Origin of the sequence: Methyloterricola oryzae (assembly GCF_000934725.1) — a bacterium.
Lineage (GTDB): Bacteria > Pseudomonadota > Gammaproteobacteria > Methylococcales > Methylococcaceae > Methyloterricola > Methyloterricola oryzae.
The window spans coordinates 451,714-469,228 of record NZ_JYNS01000002.1 but is presented as its reverse complement, the minus strand read 5'-3'; the positions used below and the strand labels follow the sequence as shown (position 1 = coordinate 469,228).

Here is a 17,515-nt window from a genome sequence, read left to right as displayed (position 1 = left end):
CAGCGCACAGCAGACATACAGCAGAGGCAAACATGAAGGCAAGGAACATGATTCAGGCAGTTGCGGTTTTGGCGTTGAGCGGGCTGGCGGCTCCGGTGTGGGCGCATACTGGTCATGGTGCTGGTCATGGCTGGTTGGCCGGGATGATGCACCCTCTGGGCGGGCTCGATCACGTGCTGGTCATGCTGGGCGTCGGCTTCTGGGCGGGCCGCTTGAGCGGGACGGCACGCGGCGGCCTGCCGCTGGCATTCCTGCTCATGATGGCCCTCGGCGCGGGCCTTGGGTTTGCCGGGATCGAGGTGCCCGGGGCCGAAGGGCTGATCGCTCTTTCGCTGCCCGCCATCGGTTTGTTCTGCCTGGCGGGGGTACGGGCCGCCCGCTGGCCCGCCGCGCTGGCCACCGCGGGCTTCGCCTTGGTTCACGGGCTGGTCCATGCCCAGGAGATGCCGGTCGACATCGGCGCGGCCAGCTATGTGAGCGGTTTCCTGCTCAGCACGGCGGCGCTACTGGCGCTGGGTTCCTGCCTGGCGCGGGTTCTCGTGGCCCGCAAGTCGCGTCCGCGGTTCAGCGCGATCCAGGCAGCCGGTTAGTTTTGTCGAAGTCGGCCTGTGCGTCTCCATCGGGCGTAGACGGAGCCGCCGATCGAACGGGCTGGGAAGCCGTCCTGGATCTGCGCCTCGGCCTCCGGGGCGGGCGCACGGTACTCACGGAGCGCGGGCACCGGGGCCCGCTGCAGGTGCAACGGCCCTTCTATCCGGAAGGGGCGACAGCCCACGTGTACCTCCTGCATCCGCCCGGTGGCGTAGTCGGAGGCGACCAGCTCAGCATCCATGCAATGAGCGAAGTGGGCAGTGAAGCGCTGCTTACCACACCGGCCGCAGGCAAGTTCTATCGCAGCGAAGGCGCCTTGGCGCGACAGGTGATCACGCTCGAGGTCGCCGCGGGCGCCGCGCTGGAATGGCTGCCGCAGGAGACGCTGATGTTCGATGGGGCACGCCTGGACAGCCGGCTGAATATCGCCGTCGAAGAGGGTGCGCGCTTCATCGGCTGGGACCTGATCGGCTTCGGACGTCCCGCGTCGGGCGATTATTTCAACAGTGGGGCAGGGCAGTTCCGAGTGGCAGTGCGTCAATCAGGCCGACCCCTGCTGCTGGAAAACTTTCCTGCGGATGCGGAGTTCCTCCAGGCCTCCTGGGGGCTTCGCGGCGGAAACGCCATGGCCACGCTGTTGGCGACGCCCTTCGACAAATCGCGCCTGGGCGAGGTGCACGCGCTGCTGCAGGATGATTCCGATTTTGGCGCCACCTTGCTGGACGAGCTGCTGGTGGTGCGGGCCATGGGCTCCAGCCTGCTGGCGGTGCGTGAAAGGTTCGAAGCGCTGTGGACCCTGATAAGGCCGCAGGTGCTAGGCCAGAAAGCCTGTCCGCCGCGCATTTGGGCCACCTGAAAGATCCCATCCAACCGCACAGTTGGAGACCTTGAATCAATGCAACTGACACCTAGAGAAAAAGACAAATTGCTGCTGTTCACGGCGGCCCTGCTGGCCGAGCGCCGCAAGGCCCGGGGCCTTAAGCTGAATCACCCCGAGGCGGTCGCCTATATCAGCGCCGCGATCCTGGAGGGCGCGCGCGACGGCCGCACCGTCGCCGAGCTGATGGGCTACGGCCGCACCCTGCTGACCCGGGACGATGTGATGGAAGGCGTGCCTGAAATGATCCCAGATGTGCAGGTGGAAGCCACGTTTCCCGACGGCACCAAGCTGGTGACCGTGCATGATCCCATAGTTTGAGGGCGGCCCATGATACCCGGCGAATTACTGGTGGACGACGGCGAGATCGCCTTGAACGAGGACAGGGAGCGCGTGACGCTGCAGGTGGCGAATACCGGCGACCGGCCCATCCAGGTGGGCTCTCACTACCATTTCTACGAGACCAATGCGGCCCTGTTCTTCGACCGCGAACTGACCAAGGGCTACCGTCTGGACATTCCGGCGGGCACGGCGGTGCGCTTCGAGCCGGGACAGATGCGCAACATCACCCTGGTGGCCTTTGCCGGGCAACGGCGGATGTACGGCTTCCGCCAGAAGGTCATGGGCAGCCTGGAGGACCCGGCATGAGCCGCATCACACGCAGGGCCTATGCCGAGATGTTCGGCCCCACCACGGGCGATCGCGTTCGCCTGGGGGACACGGCGCTGATCATCGAGGTGGAGGAGGACCGCACGGTCTACGGGGACGAGGTCAAGTTCGGCGGCGGCAAGGTGATCCGCGACGGCATGGGCCAAAGCCAGATCACCAATGCCGCCGGCGCGGTGGACGCGGTCATCACCAACGCCCTGATCCTCGATCACTGGGGCATCGTAAAGGCGGACGTGGGCATCGTCCACGGACGCATCGCCGCCATCGGCAAGGCCGGCAACCCGGACACCCAGGCGGGCGTGGACATCATCATCGGTCCCGGCACCGAAGTCATCGCCGGGGAAGGCCAGATCCTCACGGCGGGCGGCATCGATTCCCACATCCATTTCATCTGCCCACAGCAGGTGGAAGATGCCCTCATGTCCGGCGTCACCACCATGATCGGCGGCGGCACCGGACCTGCCACAGGCACCAACGCCACCACCTGCACGCCGGGGCCCTGGAACCTGCATCGCATGCTGCAAGCGGCCGACGACCTGCCCATGAACATCGGCTTTCTCGGCAAGGGCAACGCCAGCCTGCCTGAAGCCTTGAAGGAGCAGTTGGAGGCGGGCGCCATTGGACTGAAACTGCATGAGGACTGGGGCACCACGCCTGCCGCCATCGATTGCTGCTTGAGCGTGGCCGATGAATACGACGTGCAGGTGGCCATCCACACCGACACCCTCAATGAATCCGGCTTCGTTGAGGATACCTTTGCGGCCTTTAAGGGCAGGGCGATCCACACCTATCACACCGAAGGCGCCGGCGGCGGCCATGCGCCCGACATCATCAAGGCCTGCGGCGAGGCCAATGTGCTGCCCTCGTCCACCAACCCGACGCGGCCCTTCACCGTGAACACAGTGGACGAGCATCTGGACATGCTCATGGTCTGTCACCACCTGGACCCGAGCATTCCCGAGGACGTGGCCTTTGCCGAATCGCGCATTCGAAGAGAGACCATCGCCGCCGAGGATATCCTGCACGACCTGGGGGCGTTCTCCATGATCTCCTCCGACTCACAGGCCATGGGCCGCGTAGGGGAGGTCATCACGCGCACCTGGCAGACGGCTCACAAGATGCGGTTGCAACGCGGCAGCCTCTCCGGCGACAACGGCCGCAACGACAATTACCGCGCCAAGCGTTACATCGCCAAGTACACCATCAACCCGGCGATTACCCACGGAATCGCCCATGAGGTGGGATCGGTGGAACCGGGCAAACTGGCCGATCTGGTGCTGTGGGATCCGGCGTTTTTCGGGGCCAAGCCCAGCTTGATCATCAAGGGCGGGATGATCGCCGCGGCGCCCATGGGCGACCCCAATGCCTCCATCCCGACACCGCAACCGGTGCACTACCGCCCCATGTTCGGCGCACTGGGCGGTGCACGCCATGCCACCGCCCTGAGCTTCATCTCGAAGGCCGCGGCTGCGGCCGGGGTGCCGGCGCACCTGGGTCTGCGCAAGGGCATTGGCGTGGTGGCCAATACCCGCGCCATCCGCAAGGCAGACCTGATCCACAACGCCTATCAGCCCAGGATCGAAGTGGATGCCCAGACCTATCAGGTGCGCGCCGACGGCGAACTGCTGGTGTGCGAGCCGGCCACGGAGTTGCCCCTGGCGCAGCGCTATTTCCTGTTCTGACGAGGCCGCATGCTCGAACTGACCGAACGTGCGCCCGAGGGCGCCCAGGCGAACGCCATTCTCACCCTGACCTTCGACCAACGACAAAGGAGCCGGCTGCGCGCCGCGCTCGATAGTGGCGCCGATGCAGGCGTCCTGCTGCCGCGCGGCAGCGTCCTGCGCGATGGCGACCTATTGCAAGGGGAGGGCGGCGTGGTGGTGCGCATTAAAGCCGCGGCGGAAGTCACCTCCGTGGTGCGTACCGAAGACCCGTTGTTGTTCGCCCGCGCCTGCTATCACCTGGGTAACCGGCATGTGCCCCTGCAGATCGGCGAAGGCGAACTGCGCTATCTGCACGACCATGTGCTGGACGACATGCTGCGCGGCATGGGGCTGGCGGTTGTGCGCGAGAGCGCACCGTTCGAGCCAGAGCCCGGCGCTTACGCGTCCGGCGGGGCTACTCACCACCACGGGCACTGACGTGGACCTGGCCCTGCTCCGCCTCATGCAACTGGCCAGTCCGGCCCTGCCCATCGGCATGTACAGTTACTCCCAAGGCCTGGAAATGGCCGTGGAGGATGGCTATCTGCGCGATGAGACGGCGGTGAGGACCTGGCTCGCGGGCCTCTTGCAGGGCGCGATTGCCCACACCGACCTGCCTATGCTGGCAAGACTTTATGATGCCTTTGCCGCGCAGGATCCTGAGGAAGCCCTGCGTTGGAGCCAGATGCTGCTGGCCTTTCGCGAGACTTCGGAACTGCGCCAGGAGGACCAGCTTACCGGCCAGGCCCTCGCTCGCGTACTGACAGGCTTGGGGCTCGATGAAGCCAGGCCATGGCTGCGTCACCCCGGTGCGACCCTCGCCGCACTGTTTGCCCTGGCGGGCGTTGCCTGGAACATCGCCAAACCGGATCTGCTCGGGGGCTACGCCTGGGGCTGGCTGGAAAATCAGGTGCTGTGCGCCATCAAGCTGGTGCCCCTAGGACAGGCCAGCGGACAGCGGGTGCTGGCGAATCTGAGTGGACTCATTCCGGCCGCCGCGGACTTGGCGCTGACGCTGGATGATGATGATCTTGGCGCTTCCTCCCCAGCCTTGGCCTTGCTCAGCAGCCGCCACGAAGTCCAGTATTCCCGGTTGTTTCGATCCTGAGGTGAAAACGAATCATGAGTTCGCGTCGCAATGTGCTTAGGGTAGGGGTCGGCGGCCCCGTGGGTTCGGGCAAGACCGCGCTAGTGGACGCGCTGTGCAAATGCATGCGCGAGACCTACCAGATCGCCGTGGTCACCAACGACATCTACACCAAGGAAGACCAGCAGTTCCTCATCCGCAGCCAGGCCCTGGAGGAAGAACGCATCCTGGGCGTGGAGACCGGCGGTTGCCCGCACACCGCCATCCGCGAGGACGCCTCCATGAATTTGGCGGCGGTGGAAGACCTGTGCGAGCGCTTCACGGACCTGGATTTCGTGCTGGTAGAAAGCGGCGGCGACAACCTCAGCGCCACCTTCAGCCCGGAACTGGCGGATTTGACCATCTACGTCATCGATGTGTCCGCCGGCGACAAGATCCCGCGCAAAGGCGGCCCCGGCATCACCCGCTCGGACCTCCTGGTCATCAACAAAATCGATCTGGCGCCCCATGTGGGTGCTTCCCTGGATGTGATGGACCGCGACGCGCGCAAGATGCGCGGCGAGCGCCCTTTCATCTTCTCCAATCTGAAGACCGGCCAGGGCCTCGCCGAGATTACGAGTTTCATCGAGGTAGCCGGCATGCTCAAACCGGAAGCCGCGCGCGCCTCAGCCTGATACAGCGAAAGCACAGCGCATTCTTCTTTCCAAGCTGTTCTCGCGCCCATGCTCTGCCTGGGCGCTCCTTTCTCCGCTACCCGCTATAACGAAGGCATCCGCGTCTTCGCCGCGCAATGACACGTGCGGCTTGCATCGACAATTCGCGGCAGGCCTCAATCCGGGCTAGGATTAGGGTCCAGCCCGGAATTCACCGGGCTATCTGCAAAGCACCGCAACCGCCCACTGCATCGAGTCCGGACCACGCCCACGCATGCGTAGATGAAAAAGATCCTTCTGGTGGCCGGCGCTCGGCCCAACTTCATGAAGATCGCCCCGGTCATCCGGGAACTTCGGAATCACCCGGATAGGTTCCAGTTCCGCCTCGTGCACACGGGGCAGCACTATGACAAGGACATGTCCGAGGTGTTCTTCGAAGAGTTGGAGATTCCCCGGCCCGATCATTACCTGGAGGTGGGGAGTGGTTCCCACGCCGAGCAGACCGGCAAGATCATGCTGCGATTCGAAAAGGTTTGCGAAAGCGAGGGCCCGGATCTGGTGATCGTGGTCGGCGACATCAATTCCACGCTGGCCTGCGCCATCGTCGCCAAGAAGCAGAACGTCCTTCTGGCGCACGTGGAGGCCGGCCTACGCAGCCGGGATCTCGCCATGCCCGAGGAAATCAACCGCATGGTGACCGACGCCATCAGCGACTTGTTTTTCGTGACCGAGCGCAGCGGCGTCGAAAATCTGCGCGCGGAAGGCAAGGCGGCGGAGAACATATTTTTCGTCGGTCACGTGATGGTCGACAACCTGTTCCACCAGCTGGAACGTCTGCAAAGCGAGCCCGTCCTGGCCGCCGAAAGCGCTGAACTCAAACGGCGCTTTCCCCGCTATGGCGTCGTTACCCTGCATCGTCCCTCCAACGTCGATGATGCCGGAACCTTGTCACGCCTGGCCGCGGCCCTGGCCGACGTCTCCCGGCACCTGCCGCTGATCTTTCCCATACACCCAAGGACGCACGCCAGCCTGGAACGCCACGGAATCCGCCTGCCAACTACCGTCGAAATGATCAAGCCACTCGGCTATTTGGGTTTTCTGGATCTTTTTAGGGACGCACGGTTCGTGCTGACCGATAGCGGGGGGATACAGGAGGAAACCACGGCGCTGGGCGTGCCGTGCCTGACCTTGCGCGAGAATACGGAGCGGCCGATCACGGTGGAGGAGGGGACCAATACCCTGGTCGGAACCGACCCCGGACGCATCCTGGATGAAACGGTGAAAATACTGCAGGGCCATGGGAAGACCGGCCGCAGGCCGGAACTCTGGGACGGACGCGCGGCGCAGCGCATCGTCGGCATCCTCGGCGAGAAGCTGGGTGATTGCTGAATTCCGACGGATTCGGTAAAAGAATGAGTGTTACTGACTGAAAGCGCGAACCCGCGCAGCCCACAACCCACTTTACCATTCAGTTCGCCGGATTGACTCAATTTGTAGGCTTAGCGCCGTGACCACCACACTCCAGTTTCGCCCTCAGTGTTCGGATTTCGACGCCTACACCGCGCTGAAGCTTGTTCAGGGGGAAGCGGATTGGGTCGGGCTGCGATTCGTTGAGGAGCTGACTCACCGCCGCACTGTCCGTAATGCCAGACCCGAGAATAATTCTGTTGGCTTGGAACGCGGCGTGATGTTGGAAGCAATGGTGGAAGGGGCCATCGGGTACGCGGCAACCAGCGATCTTTCGCGCCAGGGGATGATCGAAGCCGTCCAGCGCGCCGTGCGGTTGGCGCGGCTCTGCGCCAAGCACTGTCAGTTCCGCGTCTCCTGGCAGGAACGGCCCGCCAGCCGGGGGCGGTATATCAGTCCGAGACGGCTGGGGCTGGACAGCCTGTCCCTGGCCGAATTGACCGATCAGCTGGTGCGAGCCTGTCGAATCCTAAAGGTCTCCGATCAGATCGTTAGCACCTCTGCCGATGCAACCCTGGTGGAATGTACTTCGCGCTATGTGACGAGCAGCGGGACTGACATCGACCAGCAGTGGTTGCTGGTTGCACAGCATTTTTCCGCAACGGCGCAAAATGGAAGCGAAATCCAACAACGCTCCATGAATGGCCCCGTCGCACGGTGCCGGCAGGCCGGTTTGGAGTTTTTTGACTTTTCCGCCATTCATTCGGAGTGTGAACGGGTAGGGCGGGAGGCGGTTGAACTCCTGGACGCGGAGAACTGCCCCAATGAGAATCTTGACCTGATTCTGGCGCCGGACCAGATGTTGCTGCAGATTCATGAGTCCATAGGCCATCCGCTGGAGTTGGATCGCATTCTGGGCGACGAGCGCAACTACGCCGGCTGGAGCTTCGTCAAGCCTGAGGATTTTGGCAAGCTACGCTACGGCTCGCCTCTGCTCAATGTTACCTTTGATCCGACCGTCGAAGGAGAATTTGCCTCCTATGCCTTCGACGACTGCGGCAATCCTGCGAAACGGGAATATCTCATCAAGGATGGAGTCCTGTTGCGAGGGCTCGGCAGCCTCGAAAGCCAGGCACGGCTTCGCTTACCAGGCGTCGCCAGCTTCCGCGCCTCAAGCTGGAACCGCGCCCCGATCGACCGGATGGCCAACATCAATGTGGAGGCGGGCGGCAGCAGCCTGGAGGACATGATTTCAAGCATTGAAAAAGGGGTCTACATGCAGGCCAATATATCCTGGTCCATCGATGACTACCGCAACAAGTTCCAGTTCGGCTGCGAGTACGCGCGTATGATCGAACATGGGCGTCTGACCCGGGTTTTGAAAAATCCGAATTACCGCGGAATGACCGTGCCATTCTGGAATTCATTGGCCGCAGTAGGAAACCACGATACCTGGGAAGTCTACGGTTCGCGCTTTTGCGGTAAGGGTGAACCGAGTCAGATCATACGGGTCGGCCATGCCGCTCCGCCGTGCCTGTTCAGGAAAGTCGACGTATTTGGTGGTAGTCAGTGAGCTTCGCCGAGCAGATTCGCCCTTATTTCCGGCAATTGGCGGATGCTGGATTTGCTGAATTGAAGTCAGGGGAAGACCTGAACCTGCAGCTGATAGGCGAAGATCAAACGTACCTGCGATTCAACGACGCGAGGGTCCGTCAGGCAACCGGCGTTCGGCAAGCCAACCTTTCTGTGAATTTTCAAGCGTGCTCCCGTAAGCTGAGCTTTGCCTTCGACCTCACCGGACATCTTGACCAGGATTCAGCCATCCTAGACAGCCTGCTGCGACGGGCAAGGAAAGAATCCCAGGTGCTGCCGGAAGACCCATATGTGGTGTCAATGCAAGATCACGGAACCAGCGAGGAAGTCCACCTAGGACGCCTGCCGGACCCTGAGAGCGTCGCCGAATTTGTCGCCCGATACAGTGGGGGCACTGGGTTCACCGGGCTTTTCGCATCGGGCCCACAATTCAGGGCCGTCTGCAATTCTTCTGGAATGGATCATTGGTTTTCCAGTGAATCCTTCTTTCTGGATTATTCGCTGTTCACGCGCAATGATTCGGGCGAAGACAAAGCCGTCAAGAACAGTGTCTCTGCGGTTGAGTGGAATCAGGAGCAGGTCTTAAGCGGTATCGATGCAGACAAGGAACGACTGCAATCACTGGAACGCCCCACCCATGCGCTTGCCCCGGGAGACTATCGCGTTTACTTTTCGCCCGCCGCTGTCTCGGATCTGCTCGATATGTTCTCGTGGGGCGCCTTGAGCTACAAGGCATGGAAGGAGGGCGGTTGCGCGCTGAGAGGCCTGGTTGAAGGGAAAGACACATTGTCACCGCATTTCACCCTCCGGGAAAACTTCCGGCTCGCTTTGCTGCCGCGTTTCAACAGTCTCGGCGAACTGCCGCCGATGAAGTTGACGGTCATCGAGGCCGGGAAATTGAGGGAACTGCTGGTCAGCTCGCGCACTGCGAAAGAATATGGCGCGGCGTGCAATTTTGCCGAACCCGGCGGCTGGTTTGGCGAACATCTGCGTTCAGCAGAACTGGAAACGGGCGATCTGCCCGAAGCCGAGGCTCTAAATCGCCTTGGAACGGGGCTTTTCATCGGCAACCTGCATTACCTCAACTGGAGCGATGTGCAGACAGCGCGCATCACCGGCATGACGCGCTATGCCTGCTTCTGGGTAGTGGATGGCGAGATCGTGGCTCCCATTCGCGACCTGCGTTTCGACGACTCCCTGTACCGCCTGTTCGGGACCAACCTGGAATCCCTCACGGCCGAAAGCCATGTGCGCCGGTCTGTTGATACCTACCACCGGAGGGCCTTGGGCGGCAACCGGGCGCCAGGAGCATTGGTTTCGGCATGTCGTTTTACTCTGTAGTACCTTGCCACGCAGAACATTACGAGACCTTAGAATTTACATAATATACATTATGCGAAGTCCGACCTGCTGGTTTTGACAGTCGCCTTCACCGCCGTCCTTTGGGCTGGTTTCCCTCCCATCCGATGCTCCACAAAAAAACGCTCCCCCGGAGGCTTAATCCGGGAGAGCGTTTTTACATACTCAAGAGTTTGAGCTAGTTGTCAAAACTCTTGTCAAGGCTATGACACAGGTCGCATGCGACGGGCTGTCCAGCCTTGACGACACGATCGCGGCCTTCCACACGGAATGTTCGGTCCACCGGGACGCGTGAAAGCACGGTACCCCTATGGTCACTTCCATGACAGGCGGCACAGGTTCCCCCGCCTGGCTGGCTGTTCTCCCGCTCCGCCAAATCCTTGTGCGCCTCAGACCAGAAGCGGCTGTCATTGACCACATGCATGCCATGAGGTCCATTCTGAGTGTCGGCCGCCGGTGAACCGCTCGTATGACACGTCGAGCATTCACTGATGAAGCCCACATGACCCTGAAGCTGAATAGCCGTCTGGTTATCGTTGGCGTCGTTGTTGGCAACTGGCCATTCGGCATGGGTAGGCCCGTGGCAGCCTTCGCACATCACTCCGCCGTGCCCGGTGCTGACACGGTAGAGCTGCGGATTGTCAGCGCCCGCATTGGGCTTACCTGTCTGCGACGTGCCCGGAATCAGAGGTTCGGCAAAGCGCTTGTTAGAAGGCACGATGGGGGTCGCCTTGGCGTCGCCCGTCAGGAAGGCCTGGCGCAGGCGGATATTGTCAACGACACCATTATGATCCTTGATGTTCACCAAGGAACCGGCCTCACCTGCAAGGCTCTGGGTGGCGTCACCTGTGTGACAGGAACCGCAACCCGGCTCGTTGGCCCAAGGAACGCGCGGTGTTTCGGGATTCGTGTAGAAATCACTCTTTAGCGTATTCGCCAGAGCCCCTGGCATGGGCTTATCGACCGAAACCTCGCGGGTGAAGTCATTGCCAATCTGCTTCATATCGCCATGGCAGTCACTGCAGAGCACTCCACCGTTGAACATGGCCCCTCGCAGACACTTGGTGTCCTTGCCCGGGTGGCACTGATAGCAGTTTTGTTCCAAGGCCTGTAGGCGCTCAGCCTGGTTGCTGATGGAGCCATCGGCAGCTTGGAGCGCGCGCGGAATCGCCGTAAACAAGGGCTTTCCACCTTCCGTCAACCCGCCGTGATGGCTGTGCATGACATTGGAATTGCTCTTGTGTGCCAACTGATTACGGCCATTTTCATTCTTGGGGCCGACCTGAAGCAGGTCCAATGCCGGCGTGTAATGGCAGCTCTGACACACCACAGGCTTTCTGTCAGACTCAGCGACACCGTAGGCTTGATAGGTGAGACAGTTGGCATCACCGTTGGGCTTGGCGCCATCAATCACGCACGGCTTGCTGATGCCGGCCGGGTCCACATACCTGCTGCCATGCTTCAGGTCATGCAGGCGCAAGATGTTGATATCCGTTCCGTACTCGATACTTACGCTGCTGGGGAGGCTTTGATCAGGGTCATTGGCACTGCTGGCCACTGGCAGATTCGCCGCGGCGAGCGCTTCAATGGGAACCGTGGAACGGCGAGTTGGCGCTGATGCCGCTACGTCCTGAGTCGAACCGTGGCAATTGATGCAGCTGGATTCCGCCGAAACCGGCAGTACGGCATCGACGCTAGCCAGTGTGTTGCTGCCCTGCTTGGCCTGAACCTTCACCAAGGGGTATGGGTTTTGCCGGCCGAAGTCATCGAATGGCGCCATGGGTATGCCGGCGGCTTCATACCAATTGACGTGATCGGCGACGTATCCGAATGGGAAGTTGATGAAGAACGGCTTGTTGGTATAGCGCTCATTCAGCTTTTGAGCATCGTTGGCCAAATAGGGTGAGAGAATGCCAGGCATCAGCTGCTGGCTAATATCAAGGGTGCCTGGCGTTTCCAGATAGAACTTCTCCGTATTGGGAACCGGAAGTCCTTTGTCCACCGCCATCAATCCAGACGTGCTCAGGGTCACTCCGGCTGGATAGAAAGCGTCATACCCGCCCTGCTGCACGTTCCACCAGAAGTTGGTCTTGAACGTGGTGCCGTCGCTACGTTTTCCATGCAGCAAATTCTGTCCGAGACTCGGGTCTCTGGGATTGGCGGCTGCCGAATAAAATAGATCGATCCCAGTGGGATTCAGGCTTGGACGTCCGCCTTTCTGCACAACCTGACCGAGCAGGACCTGGAATGGCGGCAGTATATTGACGACCCGGGTGTCATTGTCCACACAGTGCATACCCAGATCATTGACTGCCAGAATGCCATAGCTTCCTTTCGTCCCCACAGGAGTCGACGGCGCCTGCGGCACTGTATTCAGGACCGAGGCCAAGATGTCCGTGCTCGTGGAGTTAATCGACGCATTCGGTACAGCCGAAGGCGTGGGACTTGGCGTCGGACTCGGGGTCGGCGTTGGTGTTGGTGTTGGTGTCGGACCCGTGCCGACACAATTACTCGGCGCATTGCTGACAGCGATCGCCATGCTGCCATCGGCGGGTGCAGAGGATGTGGCTCTTATGGAACAAGGAACTGCCCTTTGGGCCAAGCTCGTCCGGAAACTCCAACTCCCATTACGGCTGGCAGAGGTCTGGCCGATTGCCTGATTTGTGGCTGCATTTGAAATTGAAATGCTCGCGCGCGCGGAACTGGATCCTCTCACCGTCAGTGCTCCCTCGGACCACGTGGCGCTTGCAATCGCTATAGCCGCATAGGCGCTGCTGCTCAGCAAGCTCATCGCAACGAACGAAGTAATCACCCCCGCTTTGAGGATCCGGCTCGGAAGCGTGCCGAATTTGCCAAGCAGTCCACTTAGCAAAAATTTAATTGCCCACTCCAGCGCGTTGTCCGCCTGTGCTGATTGCACCGACCGAACTGTCATTCTTGTCTTGTTATGCATTGGAAGATCTCCCCTGACCTGCGAACAGGAAATAAAAACGTAGGCGTCATTTGGTCACCAGAGAGGGCAAGCGCAACGGACGCCGTCGCATTTGGCAGCATTCACTGTCCAACCGCCGTGACCCCGAGACAGCCTAAGAGCTACCGCGCCATCCGAACGTGAAGCAGACAAATATTCGAATAGTCTAATATTCTGAGCATATTGTATGCCCAGGCCCTGATAGCGCACACACTAAATAGGCAACTGCCTTAGTGGTCGATGTGTTAGCCTTCCATTCAATTATTTTGGATTTATTTTTCAGCCGGATAGATGAAATTACTGGACTTGTTTCAAAACACGCGAACTCACTCGCGCGTAGGAAATTCAGCGGAACCCAAGGGATTCGCGTATTCAGTCGTTGTCTCAGAACGACAGAATATTATAAGTTTCTGATATTCATTGGCTGGAAAAGCGCCATGAGTATGAATTGCCGTCATTTATCTATCGTCGTCTCTCCACGACGTACCCATGTTGATTTCATCCTCATCTATATTTGACGGGAACAAGCGTCTATCTAGCGCCTCCCTCATTTTCCGATTTGAGCCATTCGATGATGGTTTCGACCAGTGAAGACCCGCAATCCTACTGGCAAGACAAGTACTTGCGCTTGCTCAAGCAGGGTGAAGCGCATCAACTGGAGCAGGAGGAAAAAGAGCAGCTACTCACCCGCGCGGTAGTTCGCCTGACATTCGCGGCCAGTGGTCTGGACCCCGCCCTCAGTCCTTATTTGCAGGCCATCCGCGATGTGATGCGCAAGGAGCTCAAGACCGATGAACTTCGGCGTGAGCTGGAAGCCCTGATGGATGCGTTAGTGCGCATTCCTGATTGCGACCAATCCGAAGCCGTTCATTCCCATGCAGAGGGATTGCTGCGCTTTCTTCAGTCTTCCCAGTTGGGATTAGGCGACACCAAGGCAGTTGGGGCCTTGCGGGAGCGCATCGAGTCGGACGCATTCGTGAGCGAAGAGCAATTGTTTGCTGCCGCGGCACGGCTGATTCGCGAGCAGCCGCCGGAGGCTGGCAAGGGACTGTTTGGCCGCATACTCGGCGGCACATCACGGGCCTCGGCGGGCGACGAGGAATCGCTGCGCCAGCCCTTGCACGGTCTACTGAAGTCCTTGAAATTGCCAGCCACCCTGGAGAAAAAGCGCGCGCAGCTGATTGAAAGAGTAAAGCAAGGCGATGAAGGTCTACCCGCACTCATGGATGCCTCTGCCGCACTGATCACCGCGGCAAGCGAGGAGATGGGCAAGGAGCACCATGCCTTGCACGAGTTTCTGGTGGCTCTGAGCAACAAGCTGGGGGAGTTGGAAGACAAGACGCTCGAACTGGACAACATGGACCGCCAGGCGATGGAAAGCCGTCGCGAGCACAACGCTTCCCTCGGTGACGAATTGGGAGACCTGCGCTCAGCCGCGCGCGAAGCGGGTGATCTGCATAAACTGAAGGAGATCGTGGAAACCCGGCTGGATCTGGTGGCCCATCAGCTGGACGCGCATATCATCACTGAGGAGAACCGTTTCAGCGAGAACCAGCAGCAGTTGCAGGAGGTCACCCAGCGCCTGAAAACGCTCGAACAGGAAGCGGACGATCTGCGCAACAAGCTCAGCCATGCCTACGACCTTGCCCTTACCGATCCCTTGACCGGTCTGCCAAATCGGGCGGCCTATATGCAGCGCATCGAACTGGAGGAAAAACGCTGGCGGCGATTTCGCCAGCCGGTCACACTGCTCATCTGGGACATCGACCACTTCAAGAAGATCAACGACCGTTTCGGGCATAGTTCTGGCGACAAGGCCCTGAGTTTCATTGGCCGCCTGCTAATCAGTTCGGTGCGTGCGACGGATTTCGTGGCACGTTACGGGGGCGAGGAATTCGTCATGCTACTGGTGGGTTCGGACGAAGCCGACGCGCTCAGCGTCGCTCAGGAAATCCGCAAGCGGGTGGAAACCTGCGAGTTCACGACCATGGGCAAGCCTGTGGAAATCACCGTGTCTTGCGGCATCACCCAGTTCAAGGGGCAGGATACCTATCTGGATGTGTTCGAACGAGCCGACCAGGCGCTCTATCAGGCCAAGCGCAAGGGGCGCAACCGCTGCGAACTGGCCCCCCTGCATGTCTGAGGTTTGGCGCCCCGAGTCTGTCCGTCATGGGCAGTCGGGAGAATAGCGCTACTCAGTGTGCACTTACATCATGGTGGCGCAGGGCTTGGAAACCCCCAGACCGGTGGAAACTGCTGCACCCTGAAATGGGCAAGCTGCTGCCGGGAATTCAGGTATCAGGCCGAGCCCTTGCGCCGCGCGCCAAGCACATTGTGCACGTCGCAGATCTTGTCCAATGCCAGGCTGAGTTGTCCCAGATCCCTGATCTCGATCGTGATGTCCATCACCACGCCCTGATTGCGCTCATTGGTCACGGTATTGGTCCTCAGGATATTGATGTGCTCCTGCGCCAGAATGTGGGTCACGTCCTTGAGCAAGCCTTTGCGGTCGATGGCGCGAACCTCGATTTCGACGGGAAACGCCGCCTGATCGGATCCCCAGGCCACGTCGATCAGCCGCAGTTGTTTATGACTCGGCAACTGCAGGATCTTGGAGCAGTCCTGGCGATGAATTGCCACTCCGTGCCCCTGGGTGACATAACCGATGATGGGAGTACCAGGGGTCGGATCACAGCAACGGGCAAAGTGCATCAGCAGATTGCGGATACCCTGGACCGTTACCTGCCCCGTGTCGGCGAGTTCCGTCGGCACCTTGCGCACGCTGACCGTGGGCGCGGGCGCTGAGTGAACTCCCGGAACCTTCAGGGTGTTGGCCAGTTGCGCCAGGCTGATGTCGGCGCGGCCGATAGCCAGCAGCAGGTCGTCCACGCGCGGCAAATGGAAATGCCGCCTCAGCTCCTCGAGATCCGCGTCTTTTAGGGCGGGAATTCCAAGCTTCTGCCGCTCGCGCTCAAGAATGGCGCGACCGGCGCGCAGATGCCTCTCGTGATCCTGCTGTTTGAACCACTGACGGATCTTGCCTCGGGCGTTGGGTGTCCGCACGTAACCCATGTGCGGATCAAGCCAGCCGAGACTGGGCCCCCCCTGCTTGGCGGTGAGGACCTCCACCTTCTCGCCGGACTTCAGGGTGTAGGTGAGCGGCACAATGTGTCCGTTGACCTTCGCGCCGCGGCAACGGTGACCCACCTCGGAATGGATGGCATAGGCGAAATCCACCGGCGTGGCGCCCTTGCGCAGACGTATCACCTGTCCCTTGGGCGTCAGCACGAAGATCTGGTCAGCGAACAGCTCTGCGCGGAAATCCTCCAGCAAACCCCGGTCGTCCTCCTTGCTCTCCAAGAGGCGCCGCAGCGAATTGATGCTGCGGTCCAGTGCGTCGTCCTGGCGCCCGCCCTCCTTGTAGCGCCAATGGGCCGCCACGCCGTATTCGGCAAAGGCGTGCATTTCCTGGGTTCGTATCTGGATCTCCACCGGTCGACCTTCAGGCCCTATCACCACCGTATGGAGGGACTGGTAGCCGTTGTCCTTGGGGTTGGCGATATAGTCGTCGAACTCCTTCGGAATATGCAGCCACCGCCCGTGCACCAGTCCAAGCACGGCATAGCAGGTGGCGGGCTTGTCCACCATGACGCGCACCGCCAGCAAATCGTAAAGGTCGTCCAAAGCCACATGCTTGCGCTGCATCTTTCCCCAGATGCTGTAAATGTGCTTTGGTCGGCCATAGACTTTGGCTGCGATTTCGTTGTCCTTAAGTTCCTTTTCCAGCAACTCAATGAAACCTTGCACGTAGTTCTCGCGCTCTGCGCGATTTGTGGCGAGGGATTTGGCGAGGCTGCGGTACTCGTCAGGCTCAAGATAACGAAACGCCAAGTCCTCAAGCTCCCATTTCAACTGCCCCAAACCCAGGCGATTGGCCAGGGGCGCGAAGATATCCATGGTCTCGCGGGCAATCTTGTAGCGTACCGCGTCCTCTTGATTCTTGAGCATGCGCAGGCGTTGCAGCCGATAAGCCAGCTTGATGAGCACCGCGCGCACATCGTTCACCACAGCCAGCAGCATGCGGCGCAGCAGTTCCGCTTGCTCCGGTTCGCGAATCTCGGTCTCGGAGTACTCGTTGAAGGTATTGAGCCAGTTGACCTTCTGCACCAGGTTGGCCACTTCTGCGCCGAAGCGGACGCCTATTTCCCGTTCATCCAAGTTGTCCCTCAGCCAGGGATCGCTCAGCAGAGCGGCTTCCAGGGTCTGCGCGTCGACGCGCAGACCAAGCAGAATGTGAGCCACGTCGATGCCGCGCGGACGCTTGATCAGGTCGTGATCGCGGGCATGTACCGCGCAGTTCAGGGCTTCCGTGAGGCGCTGAGTTTCGCTCTGAGGAAAGCCGGCGCACAGCTTCTCCAGCAAGTGCTCGTGGGAATGGGAGGAGAGATCGAATTGATAGAGTGAATGCTTCATCGCAAATCAATATGAGGCCGTGGCGATGGAAATTCAATGCAGGGATGAGGCCAAGCCGAGCCGGTGCTGCGGCACCAAAATGCCAGGCGAGCATACCCGAATTATGGCAGAATCCTTGAACAGTCAGGCGAC

General features: G+C 60.3%; 14 protein-coding genes. 12 read left to right on the top strand and 2 right to left on the bottom strand.

Annotated elements, in window-relative coordinates; genetic code table 11:
* The first annotated feature begins 32 nt into the window (after window positions 1-32).
* The 11 genes from EK23_RS05820 to EK23_RS05770 all read left to right on the top strand — a co-directional run bounded on the left by EK23_RS05820 (window position 33) and on the right by EK23_RS05770 (window position 9,921).
* Window positions 33-590, top strand: coding sequence for a HupE/UreJ family protein (locus EK23_RS05820; RefSeq protein ID WP_045224334.1), 558 nt, complete (start codon window positions 33-35; stop codon window positions 588-590).
* A gap of 2 nt (window positions 591-592) precedes the next feature.
* Window positions 593-1,447: an urease accessory protein UreD gene (locus EK23_RS05815; RefSeq protein WP_045224333.1), complete on the top strand. Its 855-nt coding sequence runs from the start codon at window positions 593-595 to the stop codon at window positions 1,445-1,447.
* 39 nt (window positions 1,448-1,486) lie between these two features.
* Window positions 1,487-1,789 (top strand): urease subunit gamma, encoded by a 303-nt coding sequence (gene ureA, locus EK23_RS05810; RefSeq protein WP_045224332.1) that lies wholly within the window; start codon window positions 1,487-1,489, stop codon window positions 1,787-1,789.
* A 9-nt stretch (window positions 1,790-1,798) separates the two neighbouring features.
* The gene (locus tag EK23_RS05805) at window positions 1,799-2,116 is read left to right on the top strand and encodes an urease subunit beta (protein ID WP_045224331.1); all 318 of its coding nucleotides are present in this window, start codon (window positions 1,799-1,801) and stop codon (window positions 2,114-2,116) included.
* Entirely contained in the window at window positions 2,113-3,819 is a 1,707-nt protein-coding gene (gene ureC, locus EK23_RS05800) for an urease subunit alpha (protein ID WP_045224330.1), read from the top strand. Before EK23_RS05805 ends, ureC begins: the two co-directional genes overlap by 4 nt.
* A gap of 9 nt (window positions 3,820-3,828) precedes the next feature.
* Window positions 3,829-4,278 carry an urease accessory protein UreE gene (ureE, locus tag EK23_RS05795; RefSeq protein ID WP_045224329.1) on the top strand — a complete coding sequence of 150 codons (450 nt, stop codon included), beginning with the start codon at window positions 3,829-3,831 and terminating at the stop codon, window positions 4,276-4,278.
* A gap of 1 nt (window position 4,279) precedes the next feature.
* Entirely contained in the window at window positions 4,280-4,948 is a 669-nt protein-coding gene (locus EK23_RS05790; RefSeq protein ID WP_235281920.1) for an urease accessory protein UreF, read from the top strand.
* Between the two features lie 14 nt (window positions 4,949-4,962).
* Window positions 4,963-5,601 (top strand): urease accessory protein UreG, encoded by a 639-nt coding sequence (gene ureG / locus EK23_RS05785; RefSeq protein ID WP_045224327.1) that lies wholly within the window; start codon window positions 4,963-4,965, stop codon window positions 5,599-5,601.
* Between the two features lie 261 nt (window positions 5,602-5,862).
* On the top strand, window positions 5,863-6,969 hold the full coding sequence (gene wecB / locus EK23_RS05780) for a non-hydrolyzing UDP-N-acetylglucosamine 2-epimerase (RefSeq protein ID WP_045224326.1): 1,107 nt from the start codon (window positions 5,863-5,865) through the stop codon (window positions 6,967-6,969).
* 118 nt (window positions 6,970-7,087) lie between these two features.
* A complete protein-coding gene (locus EK23_RS05775; protein ID WP_082053965.1) occupies window positions 7,088-8,560 on the top strand; it encodes a TldD/PmbA family protein in 1,473 nt (490 codons plus the stop codon).
* Window positions 8,557-9,921, top strand: a complete 1,365-nt coding sequence (locus tag EK23_RS05770) for a metallopeptidase TldD-related protein (protein WP_045224325.1) — start codon at window positions 8,557-8,559, stop codon at window positions 9,919-9,921. The genes EK23_RS05775 and EK23_RS05770 overlap by 4 nt, the downstream gene beginning before the upstream one ends.
* A gap of 196 nt (window positions 9,922-10,117) precedes the next feature.
* Here the strand turns inward: EK23_RS05770 and EK23_RS05765 are convergent, their stop codons facing one another.
* Entirely contained in the window at window positions 10,118-12,892 is a 2,775-nt protein-coding gene (locus EK23_RS05765) for a cytochrome C (protein ID WP_235281919.1), read from the bottom strand.
* A gap of 589 nt (window positions 12,893-13,481) precedes the next feature.
* Between EK23_RS05765 and EK23_RS05760 the strand changes: the two genes are divergently transcribed.
* Window positions 13,482-15,053 carry a GGDEF domain-containing protein gene (locus EK23_RS05760; RefSeq protein WP_052807953.1) on the top strand — a complete coding sequence of 524 codons (1,572 nt, stop codon included), beginning with the start codon at window positions 13,482-13,484 and terminating at the stop codon, window positions 15,051-15,053.
* Window positions 15,054-15,208: 155 nt separating this feature from the next.
* Here EK23_RS05760 and EK23_RS05755 read toward each other — a convergent pair whose 3' ends face one another.
* The gene (locus EK23_RS05755) at window positions 15,209-17,383 is read right to left on the bottom strand and encodes a RelA/SpoT family protein (RefSeq protein WP_045224323.1); all 2,175 of its coding nucleotides are present in this window, start codon (window positions 17,381-17,383) and stop codon (window positions 15,209-15,211) included.
* Between the last annotated feature and the right edge of the window lie 132 nt (window positions 17,384-17,515).